General features: G+C 58.5%; 18 protein-coding genes. 14 read left to right on the forward strand and 4 right to left on the reverse strand.

What is annotated here, in order from left to right:
- Positions 1-30: 30 nt before the first annotated feature.
- From F8B91_RS08555 to F8B91_RS08585, 7 genes are all read left to right on the forward strand, one after another.
- The gene (locus F8B91_RS08555) at positions 31-1059 is read left to right on the forward strand and encodes a histone deacetylase family protein (RefSeq protein WP_196503293.1); all 1029 of its coding nucleotides are present in this window, start codon (positions 31-33) and stop codon (positions 1057-1059) included.
- A complete protein-coding gene (gene aguB, locus F8B91_RS08560; RefSeq protein WP_196503294.1) occupies positions 1059-1940 on the forward strand; it encodes an N-carbamoylputrescine amidase in 882 nt (293 codons plus the stop codon). The genes F8B91_RS08555 and aguB overlap by 1 nt, the downstream gene beginning before the upstream one ends.
- A gap of 109 nt (positions 1941-2049) precedes the next feature.
- The gene (locus tag F8B91_RS08565; RefSeq protein ID WP_348641729.1) at positions 2050-3108 is read left to right on the forward strand and encodes an ABC transporter ATP-binding protein; all 1059 of its coding nucleotides are present in this window, start codon (positions 2050-2052) and stop codon (positions 3106-3108) included.
- Positions 3109-3110: 2 nt separating this feature from the next.
- On the forward strand, positions 3111-4043 hold the full coding sequence (locus tag F8B91_RS08570; protein WP_196503295.1) for an ABC transporter permease: 933 nt from the start codon (positions 3111-3113) through the stop codon (positions 4041-4043).
- Positions 4036-4848, forward strand: a complete 813-nt coding sequence (locus F8B91_RS08575; RefSeq protein ID WP_432432029.1) for an ABC transporter permease — start codon at positions 4036-4038, stop codon at positions 4846-4848. Before F8B91_RS08570 ends, F8B91_RS08575 begins: the two co-directional genes overlap by 8 nt.
- 29 nt (positions 4849-4877) lie before the next feature.
- Positions 4878-5912, forward strand: a complete 1035-nt coding sequence (locus F8B91_RS08580; RefSeq protein ID WP_196503296.1) for an extracellular solute-binding protein — start codon at positions 4878-4880, stop codon at positions 5910-5912.
- A gap of 64 nt (positions 5913-5976) precedes the next feature.
- Positions 5977-7143, forward strand: a complete 1167-nt coding sequence (locus F8B91_RS08585) for a serine hydrolase domain-containing protein (RefSeq protein ID WP_196503297.1) — start codon at positions 5977-5979, stop codon at positions 7141-7143.
- Here the strand turns inward: F8B91_RS08585 and F8B91_RS08590 are convergent.
- Positions 7140-8585: an aminotransferase class I/II-fold pyridoxal phosphate-dependent enzyme gene (locus F8B91_RS08590; RefSeq protein WP_196503298.1), complete on the reverse strand. Its 1446-nt coding sequence runs from the start codon at positions 8583-8585 to the stop codon at positions 7140-7142. The genes F8B91_RS08585 and F8B91_RS08590 overlap by 4 nt on opposite strands.
- Before the next feature lie 97 nt (positions 8586-8682).
- On the opposite strand from F8B91_RS08590, the gene F8B91_RS08595 reads away from it, so the two are divergent.
- From F8B91_RS08595 to F8B91_RS08620, 6 genes are read left to right on the forward strand one after another with little or no spacing between them, the layout of a single operon-like run.
- The gene (locus F8B91_RS08595; protein ID WP_196503299.1) at positions 8683-9810 is read left to right on the forward strand and encodes a Gfo/Idh/MocA family protein; all 1128 of its coding nucleotides are present in this window, start codon (positions 8683-8685) and stop codon (positions 9808-9810) included.
- Entirely contained in the window at positions 9807-10706 is a 900-nt protein-coding gene (gene iolE, locus F8B91_RS08600) for a myo-inosose-2 dehydratase (protein WP_196503300.1), read from the forward strand. The genes F8B91_RS08595 and iolE overlap by 4 nt, the downstream gene beginning before the upstream one ends.
- A gap of 36 nt (positions 10707-10742) precedes the next feature.
- Positions 10743-11702, forward strand: a complete 960-nt coding sequence (locus F8B91_RS08605) for a sugar ABC transporter substrate-binding protein (RefSeq protein ID WP_196503301.1) — start codon at positions 10743-10745, stop codon at positions 11700-11702.
- 59 nt (positions 11703-11761) lie between these two features.
- On the forward strand, positions 11762-12859 hold the full coding sequence (locus tag F8B91_RS08610; protein ID WP_196503302.1) for an ABC transporter permease: 1098 nt from the start codon (positions 11762-11764) through the stop codon (positions 12857-12859).
- Positions 12859-13656, forward strand: coding sequence for an ATP-binding cassette domain-containing protein (locus F8B91_RS08615; protein ID WP_196503303.1), 798 nt, complete (start codon positions 12859-12861; stop codon positions 13654-13656). The genes F8B91_RS08610 and F8B91_RS08615 overlap by 1 nt, the downstream gene beginning before the upstream one ends.
- A gap of 1 nt (position 13657) precedes the next feature.
- On the forward strand, positions 13658-14776 hold the full coding sequence (locus F8B91_RS08620) for a Gfo/Idh/MocA family protein (protein ID WP_196503304.1): 1119 nt from the start codon (positions 13658-13660) through the stop codon (positions 14774-14776).
- Here the strand turns inward: F8B91_RS08620 and F8B91_RS08625 are convergent, their stop codons facing one another.
- Together F8B91_RS08625 and F8B91_RS08630 are read right to left on the reverse strand one after the other, a co-directional pair.
- The gene (locus F8B91_RS08625; protein WP_196503305.1) at positions 14777-16405 is read right to left on the reverse strand and encodes a dihydroxyacetone kinase subunit DhaK; all 1629 of its coding nucleotides are present in this window, start codon (positions 16403-16405) and stop codon (positions 14777-14779) included.
- Positions 16406-16416: 11 nt separating this feature from the next.
- Positions 16417-17154: a type 1 glutamine amidotransferase domain-containing protein gene (locus F8B91_RS08630; RefSeq protein ID WP_196503306.1), complete on the reverse strand. Its 738-nt coding sequence runs from the start codon at positions 17152-17154 to the stop codon at positions 16417-16419.
- A gap of 119 nt (positions 17155-17273) precedes the next feature.
- Here F8B91_RS08630 and F8B91_RS08635 point away from each other — a divergent pair, with 119 nt between their 5' ends.
- On the forward strand, positions 17274-18593 hold the full coding sequence (locus F8B91_RS08635) for a PQQ-dependent sugar dehydrogenase (protein WP_246714998.1): 1320 nt from the start codon (positions 17274-17276) through the stop codon (positions 18591-18593).
- On the opposite strand, the gene F8B91_RS08640 is transcribed toward F8B91_RS08635, so the two are convergent.
- Positions 18578-19102 (reverse strand): gluconokinase, encoded by a 525-nt coding sequence (locus F8B91_RS08640; protein ID WP_246714999.1) that lies wholly within the window; start codon positions 19100-19102, stop codon positions 18578-18580. The genes F8B91_RS08635 and F8B91_RS08640 overlap by 16 nt on opposite strands.
- Positions 19103-19134: the final 32 nt, after the last annotated feature.

Consider the following 19134-nt stretch of genomic DNA (forward strand, 5'->3'; position numbering starts at 1 on the left):
ATAGTTTACGGCATTGACCGGAGCCCTCTCATGAAAATTGTTTATACCGATGATCACCGCGCACACTTTCCCCAGGGCGAAGTTTATGGTGGTGAGCTTGTCACGCCGTTCGAGCGGCCTTCGCGCGTTGAATATATTCTGCGCGAACTCAAGTCGCGCAAGATGAATGATTTCGTGGCGCCCGGCGCGCTCAAGATGCAGACCGTGAAGAAAGTGCATGACAAGGACTTCGTCGCCTTTCTGGAAAGTGCGTGGAGCGAGTGGACCAAGGCGGGCTATCGCGGCGAAATCCTGCCCACGATGTTCCCGGTCCCCGGCCTGCGCAAGAAGCCGATGCGCGCCATTGATGGCAAGGTGGGCTATTACACGTTCGGCACCGAGACGATGATCACCGCCGGCACATGGAAGGCCGCCACCGCTTCCGCCGCCACGGCGCTGAAAGGCCAGGCGCTGGTTTCACGCGGCGAGCGCGCGGCTTTCGCGCTGTGCCGCCCGCCGGGGCATCATGCGCATCATGATCTTTATGGCGGATATTGTTTCCTCAACAATGTGGCTATTGCCGCGCAGGGCTTCCGCGATGCGGGTGCGAAACGTGTGGCCATTCTTGATGTGGATTTTCACCACGGCAATGGCACGCAGGATATTTTCTATGACCGCGAGGATGTGCTGTTCTGCTCCCTGCATGGCCAGCCGGAAGACACGTTCCCCTATTTCCTCGGCTTCAAGGATGAGACGGGCCGCGGCAAGGGCGAAGGCTTCAATGTGAATTACCCGATGCCGCCCGGCACCAAATATGATGTGTGGGGTGCGGCACTGGAAGCGGCCTGCCGCAAGATCAAAGCCTACAAGCCGGATGTGCTGCTGGTTTCGCTGGGTGTTGATACGTTCAAGAATGATCCGATCTCGTCCTTCAAACTTGAAAGTGCAGACTTCACAACTTACGGTGCACGCATTGCGAAGTTGAAACTGCCCACGCTGTTCGTGATGGAAGGCGGCTATGCGATTGACGCCATCGGCATCAATACGGTGAATGTGCTCGACGGATTCGAGAACGGCTGATGAGGCAGGTCAAGCTTGCCATTACGCAGATGGCCTCGGAAAATGACTGGGCCAAGAACTGCGACAAGGCCGAAAAGCTGGTGCGCGCGGCGGTGGCCGAGGGCGCGCAAATGGTTTTGCTGCAGGAGCTTTTCGATGCCGATTATTTCTGCATCGAGCAGCACGCCAAGTTTTTGCAGCAAGCCATCGAGCTCGACCGCCACCCGACGGTAAAGCGTTTTGCGGCTCTGGCGAAAGAGTTGGGTGTGGTTTTGCCGGTCAGCGTTTTTGAGCGTGCGGGCCAGGCGCATTACAACACCACGGTGATTGTGGATGCCGATGGCACGGAACTGGGCTTCTACCGCAAAACGCATATTCCCGATGGGCGCGGCTATCAGGAGAAATTCTATTTCTCGCCGGGCGATACCGGGTTCAAGGTTTGGGAAACGGCTGTCGGTACAATTGGCCTGGGCATTTGCTGGGACCAGTGGTTTCCCGAATGCGCTCGCGCCATGGCTTTGATGGGGGCGGAGTTTTTGCTCTATCCCACTGCCATCGGATCCGAGCCGCCCAATCCGACTTACGATTCCAGCAACCATTGGCAAAATGTGATGCGCGGCCATGCGGGGGCAAACATCATGCCGGTCCTGGCATCTAACCGGGCGGGCGAGGAGACCGCCCCCGATGGGCGCAGCGATATTTTCTATGGCCGATCTTTCATCGCCGACTATCAGGGCGAAAAGGTTCAGGAAATGGACCGCACAGAAGAAGGCTTCCGCATTCACAGTTTTGACCTGGACGAGATTGGCGCCTTGCGCCGCAGCTGGGGCGTGTTCCGCGACCGGCGGCCTGCGCTTTATGGGGCACTGCTCACCTTGGATGGGAAAACGCCGCAGGCGTGATCCACATTTGCGCTTGTGGTTTCGCAATTTCGCGTTCTAGGATGACAATCAGGGTATCAGGGGTGTTACGGGTTTGGCTGAGAGCAAAGCTGCTATTGCGGCGAAAAACGTGCGTAAGGTGTTCAAAGGTGCCGGGCAGGACGCCGTGGCCGCGCTGGACAACGTGTCAGTCACCATCAATCAGAACGAGTTCTTTACACTGCTTGGCCCTTCGGGTTGCGGCAAGACCACACTCCTTCGGCTGATCGCCGGATTTGAATTTCCCACCGATGGGCAGATATTGCTGTACGGCGAAGACATTGCCTTGCTGCCGGCCCACAAGCGGCCGGTGAACACCGTGTTCCAAAGCTATGCGCTGTTCCCGCATATGACGGTGGCGCAGAATATCGGCTTCGGCCTTGAAATGCTGGGCAAGCCGAAGGCTGAGATCGAAGCACGCGTGGCCGAGATGCTGAAGCTGGTGCGTATGGAAGAACTGCGCGACCGCCGCACCTCGCAGATTTCCGGCGGCCAACAACAGCGCGTGGCACTGGCACGTGCGCTTGCTCCGAAACCGAAGGTCTTGTTGCTAGATGAGCCGCTGTCTGCGCTCGACTATAAGCTCCGCAAGGAAATGCAGATCGAACTCAAGCGCCTGCAACTTGAAACCGGCATCACCTTCATCTTCGTCACCCATGACCAGGAAGAAGCGCTGACGATGAGTGACCGCATCGCGGTGATGAGCAAGGGCAAGATTTTACAGGTCGGCTCGCCACACGACATCTATGACCGGCCGGCCGATCACTTCGTGGCCAATTTCATCGGCGAGACGAATTTCCTGAATGGTCAGGTCAAATCCACGGCCAAGAAGATCGCTCAGGTGAAGCTTGATGCGGGGCCTGTCATTGCGGCTGAGGCGCCGGAGGGCAAGGCGCTCACTGGCAAGGTGACGGTTGTGCTGCGGCCTGAACATGCCACGCTGGTGGACGTGGCCAAGAGCAACCTCAAAGGCGTGGTCGAGAATGTGGTGTTCTTCGGCACCGACACACATTTCCATGTGAAGCTGTCGGATGGTTCAGTGTTCATGGCGCGCCAGCAGAATTCAGGAACACCGGTGAATGCGCGCAAGCCGGGCGACAAGGTGGGCATTGAATTCTCCACCAAGACCTTGCGGATCCTGAACGACTGATCATGGCAGGAGAAAGCACCACAGCCGCTGAAATTGCCCTCGCTTCGCAGAAGCGTTCGGCACGGCGGCATCAATTGCTGTCTCTGCCTTCGGTGCTCATCATCACTCTGTTCGGTATTCTGCCGCTGCTGGTGATCTTGGTCTATTCCTTCCTGAAGGCTGCGCCTTACGGTGGCGTGGAATGGAAATTCACCACCGATGCCTATGTGAATTTCCTGTTCCAGCGCGACATCTTCGACGATACGCTGCAATTCGCGCCGGATTATCTTTATATCTATCTGCGCTCCATTCTGTTTGCGCTGCTCACCACGGTGATCTGCCTGCTGATCGGATTCCCCACGGCCTATTTCATGGCCACGCGCCCGCCGGAACAACGCAGCTGGTGGGTGCTGCTGATCACCATTCCGTTCTGGTCAAACCTGCTGGTGCGCACGCTGGCCATCATGTTCATCATCCGCGATGAAGGCGTGATCAATACGCTTCTCATGCATTGGCATGTGATCGATAAGCCCATCACCATGCTCTACACCAATTTCGCCATCGTGCTGGGGCTGCTCTATTCCTATCTGCCTTTCATGGTGCTGCCGCTTTATTCCAGCCTGGAGAAGCTGGATTTCCGGCTAGTGGAAGCGGGCTTTGATCTTTACGCCACCAAGCGCCAGGTGCTTTGGCGCATCATCATTCCTATGGCCAAGCCCGGCATCATTGCGGGCTGCTTGCTCGTGCTGATCCCCGCGATTGGCGCTTATGTCACCCCGCTTATTCTGGGTGGTGGTTTGCATCTGATGATTGGTGATCTCATTGCGCAGCAATTTGGTTCGGGCCGCAACTGGCCTCTGGGTGCGGCTCAGGCGCTGATCCTGATGGCGGCTGTGATGTGCGCGCTGTTCGCCTATGTGCGCAATTCGGCGACGGGCAAGATGCATCATGACTAAGATGGACGGGGCAGTCGATATCAAGACGCAACCCGGCTTCAAGGGCGTTGCGATCTTCTGCCTGGCGATGCTCTACACGCCCATACTGGTGCTGATGGTGTTTGCCTTCAATTCCGGCAATCTTATGATGAGCTGGGAAGGTGTGAGCCTGAAATGGTTTGGCGTTGCGCTGGCTAACGAAGATTTCCATTCCGCTGCGCGCAACACATTCCTCATTTCGATTATTGCCACAATCGTTTCCACATCCGTTGCCACGCTGGCCGCCATCGGCATGACGCGGGTGAAGGCCTGGCCCGGCATGAGTGCCGCCTTCATGATCATCAATCTGCCCTTGATGGTGCCTGAAATCATTACGGCGGTGGCGACGCTGTCATTCTTCGCTTTGCTGGCCCGCGGCTTCGGCTGGAATTTCGGCATCGGAAACATTGTGCTGGCTCATTGTGTGTTCTGCATTCCCTTCGCCTTCATGCCCATCCGGGCGCGGCTTGAGGATATGGACCTGACCTTGGAAAATGCTGCAGCTGATCTTTATGCCACGCCGTGGCAGGCCTTCAGGCGCGTCACGCTGCCCCTGCTGGTGCCTGGCATTGCGTCAGGTGCGGCCCTTGCCTTCATCGTGTCCTTCGATGATTTCACCATCACGCAAATGGTGGCAGGCCCAGGGCAGACAACATTGCCGCTTTACATCTGGAACCAGACACGCAGGCCGATGACACCGGAGATCAATGCCATCGCCGCCATCCTGCTGCTGTTCTCGATGGCCTTTATCGTCATTTCCTTCTTTATCGCGCGCAGGCGCAAATGAGTTCTGAAATCCAACCAGGGAGAATGTCTATGTTGAAATCCATCTTGAAACTTGCAGCCGCCGGGGCTGTTCTGGCGGTTGCCGCGGGCAACGCCATGGCGGCCGGAGAGCTGCACATCTACAATTGGGGTGATTACACCAACCCCAAGCTGATCGAAAAATTCGAGAAGCAGTTCGACGTGAAAATCACATTGGATTCTTACGATTCGAATGAAACCATGCTGTCGAAGGTGCGCGCCGGAAACTCCGGCTATGACATCGTTGTGCCATCCGATTACACCGTGAAGATCATGGCGGATGACGGCCTGCTCGAAAAGACCGAGCCGAACACCATGCCGAACTTCAAGAACATGCGCCCGGAATTCGTTGACGTGTATTGGGATTCCGGCCGTCATTATTCGGTGCCGTGGCAATATGGCATGACCAACTTTGTGGTCAACACCGACAAGTACAAGGGCGACATCGACACGCTGGGTATCCTGTTCAATCCGCCGGATGAACTGAAGGGCCAGATCAACGTGCTCGATGACATGAACTCGCTCACCCATGCGGCCGAGCGCTATGTGGGCGTGCCACGTTGCGGCGCCGACAAGGAAAACCTGAAGAAGGTAAGCGATGCGCTGAATGCCGCCAAGGCCAATTGGAAGACCTTCAGCTATGACACGATCACCAAGGTGACATCCGGCGACGTTTCTGTCTCGCAGACCTGGAATGGTGCCGCCTACCGCATGCGCCAGAAAATGCCGAGCGTGAAGTTCGCTTTCCCGAAGGAAGGCATTGAAGGCTGGATGGACAATGTGTCGGTGCTGAAAGGTGCTGCTAACATGGACAATGCCAAGGCCTTCCAGAACTTTGTGATGGACCCGGAAAATGCCGCGCTGATTTCGGAATTCGCCGGCTACGACAATGGCATCACCGATGGCCTCAAGGCGCTGCCGAAGGAATTCGCTGATGCGCCTGAGTTGCATTTACCGGCCGGTGCACCAACACCGGAATTCGTTCCGCCGTGCGATCCGGCCGTGATCGAAATCTACAACAAGATCTGGACCAAGCTGAAGGGCTGAGTTCAAACGCCATGGCGGGGCCCCGGCTGAAACGCCGGGGCTTTTCATTCACAGGATACGCATCATGAGCAATGGCCCCACACGCAGCAATGCCCTGCCCCCGATGGATTGGGACCGCGCACCCTGGAACCGATGGTCGTTCCTCAACATGCGCGAAGTGCTTCCCACAGTGGAAGTCTGGCGCGGCACCGGGCCTGTGCGCCAATTTGAGAGAGTTGAGAAGCCGCTGGGCACGCTGCCGGTGAAATCACTGGCGGGCAAGGAAGCCAGCCTCACTGATTTTCTGAACGAGACTTTTACCGATGGCTTGCTGGTGCTTCATCGCGGCAAGATCGTGTTTGAAGCCTATATGAACGACATGCAGCCGCGCACGCTGCATCTGTCGCAATCGGTAGCCAAGTCGGTCACGGGCATGACGGCTGGTATTCTTGTCGGGCGCGGCCTGCTCGATCCCGGCAAGCTGGTGAGCGATTATATTCCAGAACTTGCAGGCACGGGCTGGAAGGGTGCCACTTTACAGCAGGTGCTGGATATGAGCACCGGCGTGAAGTTTGACGAGACCTATACAGACCCCAATTCCGATATGGGCCAGCTTGATGTTTCCACCGGGTGGAAGCCCATTCCGCCCGATGCTGACAAGAATGCCAAGTGGCCGACGCATGTGTGGGAGCAAATTCTGGGCCTCAAGGGCACCACGCGGCCGCATGGTGCTGCGTTTGAGTATCGCTCCATTGAAACTGATCTTCTGGCCTTCTGTATGGAGGCGGTGACCGGCAAGCGTCTGGCGCAGATCGTGTCGGAAGAGCTGTGGCAGAAACTCGGTGTGGAAGAGAGTGCGTGCTTCACGGTGGACAGTGCAGGCTATGCGCTGGCCGATGGCGGTTTCAATGCCACGCTGCGCGACTATGGCCGCTTCGGGCAGATGGTACTGTCAGGCGGGCAAGGCATTGTGCCTGCATCCTGGATTGAAGCGACGCGCAATGCACCGCATGAGCTCTTTGGTGAGCCCTATACGATCGCGCTGCCGCAGGGTGGGTATCACAACCAATTCTGGGTGGAAGACCCTGTCTCGCGCAATCTGATGTGCCGTGGTGTTTTCGGGCAGCTGATCTATGTGGATTTCGCGCATGACATGGTGGCGGTGAAACTTTCCACCTGGCCTGACTTTTTGAATGTGAAAATGACGATGGCCACACTTGCTGCGCTGAAGACGGTGGCGCAAGCCCTCTAGTATCGTTCCAGCAGTTTTGCCAAGCCGCTCATGGCGCGGCGCGTGGCATTGGCATCTGCGGCGGCGAAACCCATCAGCAAGCCGCTCTGTTTGCCAGTGCCGCGGAACTGCATCGACAAGGGCGAGACATTGATGCCTTGCTTGCCAGCCTCCGCCGCGATCTTGCGATCATCGAGGCGCTTGCGGAACAGACCGACAAGCTGAATGCCTGAGTCAGTCGGATGCAGCTCCATCCACGGCGTGAGATGTTTCTCGAACTGCTCGGTGAAATATTGCCGCCGCTCGGTATAGAGCCGCAGCATGCGCCGCAAGTGGCGCGCGAGATGGCCTTCGCTGATGAAGTCGGCTAGTGCCGCTTGGGTGATCAGCGGCGCGAATTGCCCGGTGGCGCTGAGGGCCGCCATCACCCGGTCCCTGATATTCAGCGGGACCACCATGTAGCCGAGGCGCATGGCGGGAAAAAGGATCTTGGCGAAGGTGCCGACGAAGATCACGCGTGAACCAGCGGCCACGCCTTGCAGCGCGGGAATGGGCTGGCCCTGGAAGCGGTATTCGCTGTCATAATCATCCTCGATGATCCAGGCGTTCCAGTCGCTTGCCATGCGCATCAAAGTTAGGCGTTGCTGCATCGACATGGTCACACCCAGCGGATAATGGCACGACGGTGTGACGAAAATCACCCGTGGATTTTTTGGCGGTGGATCCAGATTCCAGCCATCTTCATTGACGCGCAGCGGTTGCAGCTCGGCGCCCGCCGCGAGGAAGGCTGCGCCTGCGCCGTAATAGCCGGGCTCCTCCATCCAGACAGATTCACCCGGATCGACCAGCAGCCGCGCCAGAAGGTCAAACGCTGATTGCGCACCATTGGTGATGATGATCTGTTCCGGGCGGCATTCCACCCCACGCGAGGCCATCAGATAGCGCGCGATGGCCTGGCAAAGCGGCGGATAGCCAGTCACGTGATAAGTGCCAAATAGATCACCCCGCGCCTGCTTGGCGCGCTTGGTGAGCAGCTTCGACCAGGTGTTGAAGGGAAAATTGTCGGCATCCGGCAGGCCAGGATGAAAGGCCGCAATGCCGGGCACGCCGTGATGATAGGGCTGCTCGCTCATCATGCGGCCGCGCGCCGATAGCGTCGATTCACCTGATTGGTTCAACTGGCGCGGATGCGGCGAATAGGTGGGCAGCTCCTTCACCAGCGGACCGGAGCCACGCAATGTGCCGAGGAATCCTTCGAGTGAAAGCTGGTCATAGGCGGCGATCACCGTGTTGCGGCCCACACCGATATCTTTGGCCAGGGCGCGCGTGGAAGGTAGCGCCACGCCGCTGGGCAGCTTGCGGCCCTCGATCAGTTCGCGCAGCTGGCGGTAAAGCTGGCGGTGTAAAGGGGCCTCCGAATCCCGGTCAATCACGATGTTGCGAACAGGAAAAGATAGCGTCACCCTTGGTTCCTCAAAATCTAGCCAAATTGGTTCTGTGCACAGAACCAGCCTAGCAGTAGCGTCGTGGCTCTTACAAGCTGGGACTCGGCACTTGGGCATGAAGCGGATCAGGATCGGTGTGATCGGAGCGGGCGGGATTGCCCAGGTCGAACACATTCCGAACTTGCGCCGGTTGTCTGAGCAGTTTGAGATTGCGGGTGTGTGTGATCCTTCCGCCAGCACGCGCCAGTTCATTTCCCATCGCTACGGCCTGCAGACCTTTGAAACGATTGATCAGCTTTTAGGACAGAAGCTGGATGCGATCCTGGTGGCTTCGCCTGATGCGCTGCACAAGGAACATGCCTTGGCCGGGTTTGCCCATGGCCTGCATGTGTTCTGCGAAAAGCCGCTGTGTTACGCGCCGGCCGACATTGCCGAGCTGATCGCCGCGCGTGATGCTGCGGGCAAGGTGCTGCAAGTGGGTTATATGAAGCGCTTCGACCCGAGCTATGAGGCAGCCCTTGAACTGATGCCGGGCACCAAGGCCACGTTGCGGCATGTCTCCGTCGAAGTGAATGATCCTGATGCATGGCCCTTCATCCGCCATCATGATTGGCAGGCCAGCAAGGATGTGCCCGACGCGTTGATCGCCGATGTGCGCACCAAGCAAAAGGCGCAAGTCAAAAAGGCTGTTGGGATTGATCTCAATGATGTGACCTTTCGCGGCTACACCGGCGCCTATTGCTCCGCCATCGTGCATGATGTGAATGCGGTGCATGGCCTTCTCAAGAAGCTTGGCGTTCCGGATGGCGAGATTTCCGGTGCTCAGCTTTATGCGGGTGGTGACGGTGGCCACGGCAGCGTGAAACTGTTGGGCGGCCAGGCGCTGTGGACGATGACGCATCTGACCGTACCGAAACTGCCGCATTACCGCGAGCGCATTACGCTCTATTTCGATGATGCCTCGCTGGAGCTTGAATTCCCCTCGCCCTATCTCAACCACCAGCCCACGCAACTGACCATCCGCACTGGCGATGGCCACCAATTGCATACGCGCGATATCCGCAAGGGTTACGAAGAAGCCTTCATCGAAGAGCTGAAGGGTTTCTGGTCTGCCATCGTCGAAGGCAAGCCGGTCCGCAACACCGCAGAACACGCGCATCGCGATATGAACCTGCTGGCCAATCTCACCCGCTGGAATGCCAGCCATCCCACTGCCCGCCTTCAATCCGGAGAATCATTTTGAGCGTACGCATCGGCATTAATCCCATCACCTGGTCCAATGATGACGTGCCGGAACTGGGCGGCGACACGCCGCTGGAAACCTGCCTCGCTGAAACCAAGCAGGCCGGTTATGCGGGCACTGAACTTGGTGGAAAATTTCCGCGCCAGTCATCCGTGTTGAAGCCGATCATGGCGCAATATGGCTTGGACATTATTTCTGGCTGGTATGATGGGCGTTGCGCTGAGAAAGATGTTGATGCCGAGATGGAGGCGATCACGCCGCATCTGCAGCTGCTGAAAGACATGGGCAGCAAATATGTTGTCTATGCCGATACATCGCTGGGGCGGCTTGGTGCCGTGTGGGACCCTATTTCAAAGCGCCCCTCGCTTTCCGATGCCGAGTGGCCCGCCTATGCCAAGAAGCTCAACGCTCTGGCGGAGAAGATGGCTGACTTTGGCGTGCGCATGGCGTTTCATCATCACATGGGCACCATTGTGGAAACCGATGCCGAAGTGGACATGATGATGAAACTGACGGGACCTGCCGTGGGCCTGCTCTATGACACCGGGCATTCATCGTTCTCCGGTGGCGACCCGCTGGCGCTGGTGAAGCGCCATGTGAAGCGCGTCGTGCATGTGCATTGCAAGGACCCGCGCAAGGAGATGCTGGAGAAAGCCCGGCGCGAAGACATGAGCTTCATGCAAGCCGTGCTGGACGGCATTTTCACCGTGCCCGGCGATGGCTCCATCAATTACGTCCCGATCCTCAAGACGCTGGCCGACAATGGCTATAGCGGCTGGCTGGTGGTCGAGGCGGAACAAGACCCCAAGAAGGCCCACCCGCTCACATACGCTACGATGGGTTTCAAGAACCTGTCGCGCATGGCGCGCGAAGCCGGCTTTGAGGTGACTGCATAAGGAACGCCGCAACGTGCGGCATAACAGGAGGGTTCTATGGGTACGAAGAGAGACATGTTGAAGTCACTGCTCGGTGTTGCCGCAGCAGTCACCATCTGGACGGGCGCTGGTGCCGCGGCTTATGCCGATGACCAGACGCGCGTGGTATTCGTCACGCACGGCCAGAGCGGCGACCCCTATTGGTCGGTCGTGAAGAACGGCATGGACGATGCCGCCAAGACACTGGGCGTGAAAGCCGAATATATTTCCCCCGACACATTCGACATGGCCAAGCTGGGCCAGATGATCGATGCCGCCGCAACCTCGAAGCCCGATGGTCTGGTTGTATCTATCCCTGATGCTGCAGCGCTTTCCACGCAAGTGAAGAATGCTGTTGCCGCCGGTGTGCCGGTGATCGTGATCGACTCCGGCGGATCGAAGCTGACGCATGATCTCGGTGGCTTGCTGTTCATGGGCCAGGATGAATTCCAGGCTGGTGTGATGGCGGGTGAAAGGATCAAGGCGCTGGGCATCACGAAGGCTGTCTGTTCCAACCACGAAGTCGGCAATTCCAGCCTTGATGACCGCTGCAACGGTTTCAAGCAGGGCATGGGCGTTGATGTGCCGGTTCTCAACGGTGTGATGGACCCGACCGAAATGAAGAACCGCGTGACGGCCTATCTGACCGCGCATCCCGATACGCAATTCATCCTCGCCGTTGGCGCTACTGGTGCCGAACCGATGCTGGCCGCGCTGAAGGATATGGGGCTGGAAGGCAAGATCAAGACCGGCACGTTCGATCTTTCGCCCAACGTTTTGCAGGCCATTGTGGACGGCAAGATGGAATGGGGCATCGACGCGCAGCAATATGCGATGGGCTATATCCCCGTCGTGATGTTTGACCTGTGGAAGAAATACAAGATCGCGCCGATTGCGGATTATCCCACCGGCCCCGGCTTCGTGACCAAGGATACCGCCGCTTCGGTGATTGCACTTTCCAAACTGGGCAAACGCTGAACCTCCAGGGGCGGGTGGTCCTCCCCGCCTGCCCCTCTTTTTTCGTTGCAGGTTGAATCATGAGCTCGACGTCCAAAGACGAACGCGTAAGGCAAGTGCCCTTGCTGGGGCGGCTACTGAGCCGTCCTGAACTCGGCGCCATTGCCGGCACGGTGCTGGTGTTTGCATTCTTCGCCGCCGTAGCGGGCACGAGTGGATTGTTCAGTGCCAAGGGCATTGTAAACTTCCTGGAAGTCTCGGCGCAGTTGGGGATACTCGCGGCACCTGTGGCGCTCCTGATGATCGCTGGCGAGTTTGATCTTTCGTTGGGTTCGATGATTGGCTTTGCTGGCATTCTGATCGCGATCCCTGCGGTGTTCTGGCACTGGCCGGTTTGGACCTGCATTATCTTTGCGTTCGCAGTTTCGGGCATTATCGGCGCAGCCAATGGCTATATGGTGGTGCGCACGGGGTTGCCGTCTTTCATCGTAACGCTTGGCGGGCTGTTCATGCTGCGCGGGCTGACGCTGGGCATCACGCGTGGCATCTCCGGCCGCACGCAGGTTTCGGGCTTGCATGAGCTTGCGGCCAACGATCCGCTGAACAGCCTTTTCTCAGGGCAGGTTTTTGCCGGACCGATTGAATGGCTGGCGTCGGTCGGCGTGATCGGGCTGCGGCCTGATGGCAAGCCTTCGATCAGCGGCATTCCAGTTTCCATCCTGTGGTGGGTGGGGCTCACGCTGTTCTGTGCGTGGCTGTTGTCACGCACACGGTTTGGCAACTGGATTTTTGCATCGGGTGGCGAGCCCAACGCGGCACGCAATGTGGGCGTGCCAGTGAACCGTACCAAGATTACGCTGTTTGTGATGACGGCCTGGTCGGCAACTTTGTTTGCGGCCATTCAGGTTCTCGTCACCGGCTCGGCCGACACTTTGCGCGGCACACAGAAAGAATTCGAAGCGATCATCGCCGTGGTGATCGGCGGCACATTGCTGACAGGCGGCTACGGCTCGGCCGTGGGCGCACTGTTCGGCGCGCTGATTTTTGGCGTGGTGCAGATGGGCATTTTCTACACTGGAGTTGATACCGACTGGTTCAAGTTCTTCATGGGCGCGATGATGCTGATTGCGGTTCTGTTCAACTCTTATGTGCGCAACCGCGCGATGAGGAGCCGCTGATGGTCACGCCCTATGTTGAACTGAAAGCCGTCAGCAAATATTTCGGCACAGTGATTGCGCTCAAGGATGTGACTTTCGATGTGCTGCCTGGTGAAGTGCATTGCCTGCTGGGCGACAATGGCGCGGGCAAATCCACGCTGATCAAGACGCTGTCTGGTGTTTACACGCCGGATGCGGGTGAGATTCTGGTGGATGGGAAACCTGTGCGTTTTGGTTCACCCAAGGAGACCTTGGATAGCGGCATCGCCACCGTGTATCAGGATCTGGCTCTGGTGCCACTGATGAGCGTGGCACGCAATTTCTTTCTGGGCCGCGAGCCGGTGAAGGGCATCGGGCCGTTCAAGCAGCTGGACATTGATTACTGCAACCGCACTGCGTATCGCGAACTGCGCGACATGGGCATAGAGCTGCGCGACCCCGAGCAACCGGTGGGCACGCTCTCGGGTGGTGAGCGGCAATGCCTTGCGATTGCGCGCGCCATTCATTTCGGTGCCAAGGTGCTGATCCTGGATGAGCCGACTTCGGCGCTGGGCGTGCATCAGGCCTCGATCGTGCTGAAGCTGATTGTGCAATCCAAGGCGCGCGGCATTGGCGTCATTTTCATTTCGCACAATGTGCATCACGCCTATGTGGTGGGGGATCGCTTCACCATCCTGAAGCGCGGGCGCAGCATGGGTACGCATAGCGTGGACAAGATCAGCCGTGATGAATTGCTGAACCTGATGGCGGGCGGCAAGGAACTCGTCGATCTCGAAGCCGAGATCGAGAAGCTGAAGCAAGCGAAAGTGAGCGCCTAGCATGGATCGCATCGGAGTTGCTCTCATCGGCACGGGCTTCATGGGCAAGTGCCATGCGATGGCTTACGGCGCTGTCAAAGCAGTATTTGGCGATGTGCCGGTGGTGGACCGTGCGGTGCTGTGTGATGTGGTTGCCGCTCACACAGCCAAATGCGCAGCAGATTGGGGCTTTGCCAAATCCACCACAGACTGGCGCTCATTGTTGAGCGACCCATCCATTCAGCTGATCTCCATCACTTCGCCCAATGGGCTGCACCGCGAAATGGCGGTGGCTGCGCTGGAAGCGGGCAAGCATGTCTGGTGCGAGAAGCCGATGGCGCTGACGATTGCCGATGCGGAAGCAATGGCTGCTGCTGCCGCGAACGCCAAGGGGCAAGCGACTGCACTCGGCTATGGCTATTTGCGCAATCCCGCTTTGCAGTTTGCGCGCAAGCTGATCGCCGAGGGTGCGATTGGCGAGGTGTTTGATTTCCGCGGTTCTGTCGATGAAGATTATATGGCCGACCCGGCGCTGCCGTGGTCTTGGCGGCTGACGCGCAAGGATGCGGGGCTCGGCACGCTGGGCGATCTCACCGTGCATCTGATTTCGCTGGCACAAGAGCTGATGGGGAATATCTCCAGTCTTTCTGCGATGGTGGATGTGGTGCACAAGCAGCGCCCGGCTGCGGGTGGCAAGATGGCCGAAGTTGAGAATGATGACATTGCTCACGCGCTTGTGCGTTTTGCATCGGGCGCGCGCGGCGTGCTGTCTTCTAGCCGCATCGCGCATGGGCGCAAGAATGGCCTCAAGATTGAAGTTCATGGTTCCAAGGGCATGCTGTGGCTCGACAATGAGCGGATGAATGAGCTCAACCTCTATGTGGCGGAAGGCCCGCCGGAGCAGCGCGGCTTTCGGCGGATTCTGTCGGGGCCGTATCATGCGGCATATGGCAAGCTCTGCCCTGCCCCCGGCCATGGCCTGGGCTTCAACGAACTCAAGGTGATTGAAGCGGCCGAGCTGCTTTATGCGATCACCGGGCGTAAATCCGAATCGGTGAATTTCGAGCGCGGCATTGGCATTGAAAAAGTGATCCATGCCTTTGCCACTTCGGCGGAAACACATCGCTGGGTCGAAGTCTGATCAGGCTTTCGCCAATCCCTCTAGAAGCAGCGCCACAGCTTCGGCACCGGGATCATTGATGCCGGCGAGATTATCCGCCGAGACATAGGAACTGCGGCCCGCCTGGGCGCGCGTCATCTTGCCAGTGGCGTTGGCGCCTGTGCGGGCGGCTTGCGCGGCAGCGTTCAAATCTCCGCTTGCTGACAATGCGGCAAGCGATGGCGCCAAAGCGTCGATCATGGTGCGGTGGCCGGGACCTGCGCCGCCATAGGCCATCATCTTTTCCAGGCCAAATTGCAGCGCTGCCTTCCAGTTCTTGCCGGTGCTCTGCCCGGCGGAAGAAAAGAAGATGGCCAGCAGCACGCCGGATGAGCCGCCGATGGCATGGGTCATCGCCTGGCTGAGGGCTGCGAAAAAATCATCCTGCTTGGCCAGCGGCAATTTACCGATATTGGCATGGATGTAGCGCGCGGCGGTGGCGAGAGTGGAGCCTGTATCGCCGTCGCCCACCCGCGCATCCAGCGCATTCAACGGCTTTTCATGGGCGATGATGATGTCGCAGGCTTTGGCCAGCGTTGCGGCGAGTGCCGGATTTTTGCTGGGTTTGAAAGTCTTGATCTTCGACTCTTTCGGCAGCTTCACCAGCTTTGGTTTTTCATGCCGATAGACTTTCGGCCAGACCAGCGGCGAGGCGGGCGATTGCAAGGCCACTTCCCATTCCGGCTTCAGCGGCAGCAGGCTGAACGAGAAGCCATGCATATCGAGCGATGTGACGAGATTGGCAGGGCCGCAGACCAGCTTGATCTTTTTGCCATGCGGGCCAGCCAGAACTTCATTGGTCAACAAAGCCATTTCCAGCGGCGTGGTGGAGCCCAAATTGTTGACCAGCAGCGCATAGGATTTCGCCGGGCGCGCACGCTTGAACAGCCTGTCGGTCAATGCGCGGGCAGTTTTGGCGGCATCTTCAAAGCCGATCAGTTCTACGCCCGGCTCGCCGTGGATACCGAGGCCCAGCTCGGCCTTGCCTAATGGCACACGGTCTTCGCGGCCGATGCCGGGTATGGTGCAGGAGCTCAAAGCAAGGCCCAACGATACCGCTGCGTCTGCCACGTCCTGCGCGATCTTCGCCACCTTATGCAGCGGCCAGCCTTTCTCGGCGAAATGCCCTGCGATCTTCTCGACGAAGACCACGCCAGCAACGCCGCGCGGCTGGGCGATGCCGGGAATGGCGATGTCGTCCTTCACGATGACGACTTCAACCTTCTTGCCCAGCGAACGGGCACGTTCGACAGCGAGGCCAAAATTCAAACGATCGCCGGTATAGTTCTTGAAGATCAGCAGGCAACCGCCCGGCCCGGTTACCGCCATGATGGCGGCGAAGACGGCATCAATGCTGGGTGAGGCGAAGATTTCGCCGGCCACAGCAGCAGTCAGCATGCCAGCACCCACAAAGCTGGCATGGGCCGGCTCGTGCCCCGACCCGCCGCCAGCGATGATGGCCACGCGCGATGGCTTGTGATCGGTGCGCATGATCACCTTGATGCCGGGAAAGCCATCCAGCCGTGCCAGCTTGGCGCCGCCGGACGCGCGCAGCAAACCGTCAAGTGCGTCCTGAACCAGCTTTTCCTTCTGGTTGATAAACTGCGCCATCGGCTTTGCCTCTATTTCAGGAGCTGTTCGGTGAGTGCCTTCACCATGCGCGGCAGGTCATAGGGGAAGCGGGCGGTGATCAGGTTACCGTCCACCACGCAAGGCTCATCCAACACAGTGGCGCCGGCATTTTTCAGATCGACCTGGATGTTCCACACGGCGGTGGCTTTCTTACCCTTGAGCAAATCGGCGCTCACCAGCACCCATTGGCCGTGGCAGATGGCGCAGGTGGGCTTGCCCTTGGCATGCATGGCGGTGACGAAAGCCTTGGCATGATCATCCATGCGCAAAGCATCGGGGTTCCAGCAGCCGCCGGGCAGGATCACGGCGTCATAGTTTTCAGCCTTGGCCTCATCTGTGTAGCAATCGATCTTCAACCAGCCGGCATTTTCCATCAGGCGGATGGCCAGAACATGAGTCTTGGTGAGCGGCGGAAAGCGCAGGCCAAGGGTGGGGTGGAAATCGCCAATGCGCGGCGAGACGACATGCACGGTTGCTCCATGCTCGCTGAGCCAGCGCTGGGCACCAAGGATTTCCACCTCCTCGACGCCATTGGTGCAACAGATGGCGATTTTCTTGCCTTTGAGCAGGCTCGTGTTTGACGGCGGATCGAACAGGAAGGCATTCAGCTCACGGTTCAACTCGCCATCGGCTGTGGCCAGCAATTCGGTGGAAATCGATGGCACCGGCGAGGTGGACATCAGTTCCTGCATCCGGTTGAAGGATGCTTTCTGGATGGGGGCGTTCATGGGGGTCTCTCCTTTGATTCTGTTGCGTCTTGGTGCGCGAATTGATCTGTTATATCAGTCTGCCTTTATTTCACCAACCGGATCAAGTGATAATGCTGTTGATGTTTCGGGAGGCTGCCATGCTGAGGCTTTGCACCATTATCTTGCTCGCGCTTGCCAGCCCGGCCTTGGCGGATACGCTGACCGGGCCTGCGGCCTTTGGCGACTGGAAGGCGGACGCGCCGGGAGTGACACGCCATATTCGGGCGGAAGATGTGCCTGCACCTGCGGCGGATACATCGGCCAGCAACCCGGCCAAGCTGGTGCCGATGCCCGAGGGTGCCACTTTGAAACTGCCGGAAGGTTTCACGGCAAGCCTTGTCGCTTCTGGCTTCAGCCCACGCGTCATCCGCTTCGCACCCAATGGCGACCTGTTCGTGGCCGATAGCAAAGACAACCAGATCCGGATGTATCATTTCGGTGACGGGCTAGACAAAGCGCCGACCGCATCAATCTATGCCAAGGGCCTGAACCGACCTTACGGCATCGCCTTTTATCCGCCGGGGCCGGAGCCGGCTTTTGTCTATGTGGCCAATGCCGATGGCGTGGTGCGGTTTTCCTACAAAAGCGGCGATGTGGCCGCCACCGCAGCGCCCAAGCAGATTATCTCGGGCATCCCGGCCTCGGGCCACTGGACGCGCGACATTGCCTTCTCGCCTGATGGCAAGCTGCTCTATGTGAGCGTTGGCTCCAGCGGAAATGTGGCTTCCGACATGCCCGCCACGCCAGAAGATGGACTTGAAAGCTGGATCAAGAATCAGCCGCTGGGTGCCGCCTGGGGTGCTGAAGCGGGGCGCGCCAATGTGCTGGCCTTTTCACCCGACGGGCAGAACCGGCAAATCTGGGCCACAGGCCTGCGCAATTGTGCGGGCATTACCATCCAGCCAGCCAATGCGGATTTATGGTGCGTGGTGAACGAGCGCGATGGGTTGGGCGATAATCTGCCCTTTGAATATGCCACGCATGTTCCCCAAGGCGCGTATTTCGGCTGGCCCTGGTATTATACGGGCGACCATCAGGACACCCGGCCCGACAGCGAGCGGCCTGATCTGAAGGGCAAGGTCAGTATCGGCGATGTGCTGATCCAGGCGCATTCAGCGCCGCTGAATATTGCCTTCTACGAGGGCAGCGCGTTTCCGGCTGAATACAAGGGCGATGCCTTTGTCACTCTGCATGGATCATGGAACCGGGCCACGCGCACCGGCTACAAAATCGTGCGGTTGCTGTTCAGAGATGGCAAGCCGACGGGGGAGTATCAGGATTTCATCACCGGCTTCGTCAAGAGCGACAAAGAAGTCTGGGGTCGGCCGGTGGGTATAGCCGTGGCACCGGATGGATCACTGTTCTTCAGTGAAGATGGCAGCGGCAATATCTGGCGGGTGACTTACCAGGGCGGGTAAAATTCGAGCCCGGCTTCCAGCCAATCCGCAGCCTCCAGCACCTGTTCAGTCAGCGGCAGCGCGATATCGACGCGCAATGACCATTCATCGGCTGCTGGCGGTTCAAGCGTCTTGAGCTGGCTGTCGAGCAGTGAGGGCGGCATGAAATGGTTTTTGCGGGCATTGATCCGCTCTTGCAGCACGTCGCGGCTGCCATCGAGAAACACGAAGGCCACCGGACGGCCCGCCGCCTTGGCAATATGCTCGCGGTAAGAGCGCTTCAGGGCGGAGCAGGATGCAATCTTGCCTTCGGTGCCAGCCAGCGCCTTGCCGACTTCCTCCAGCCAAGGCCAGCGATCCGTATCAGTGAGTGGAATGCCGGCGGACATCTTGGCGATATTGGCCTTTGGGTGCAGCTTGTCGCCCTCGACGAACCACTTCACATCAAGCTTTTCAGCCAGCGCTTCGCCCACGGAGGTCTTGCCGCAGCATGTTACCCCCATCACCACGCATGCGCCTTGAAATGTCATGCCCTCCCTTCACATCTTTTTATGGCACATAC

The sequence above is a fragment of the Aestuariivirga litoralis genome (assembly GCF_015714715.1).
GTDB lineage: Bacteria > Pseudomonadota > Alphaproteobacteria > Rhizobiales > Aestuariivirgaceae > Aestuariivirga > Aestuariivirga litoralis_A.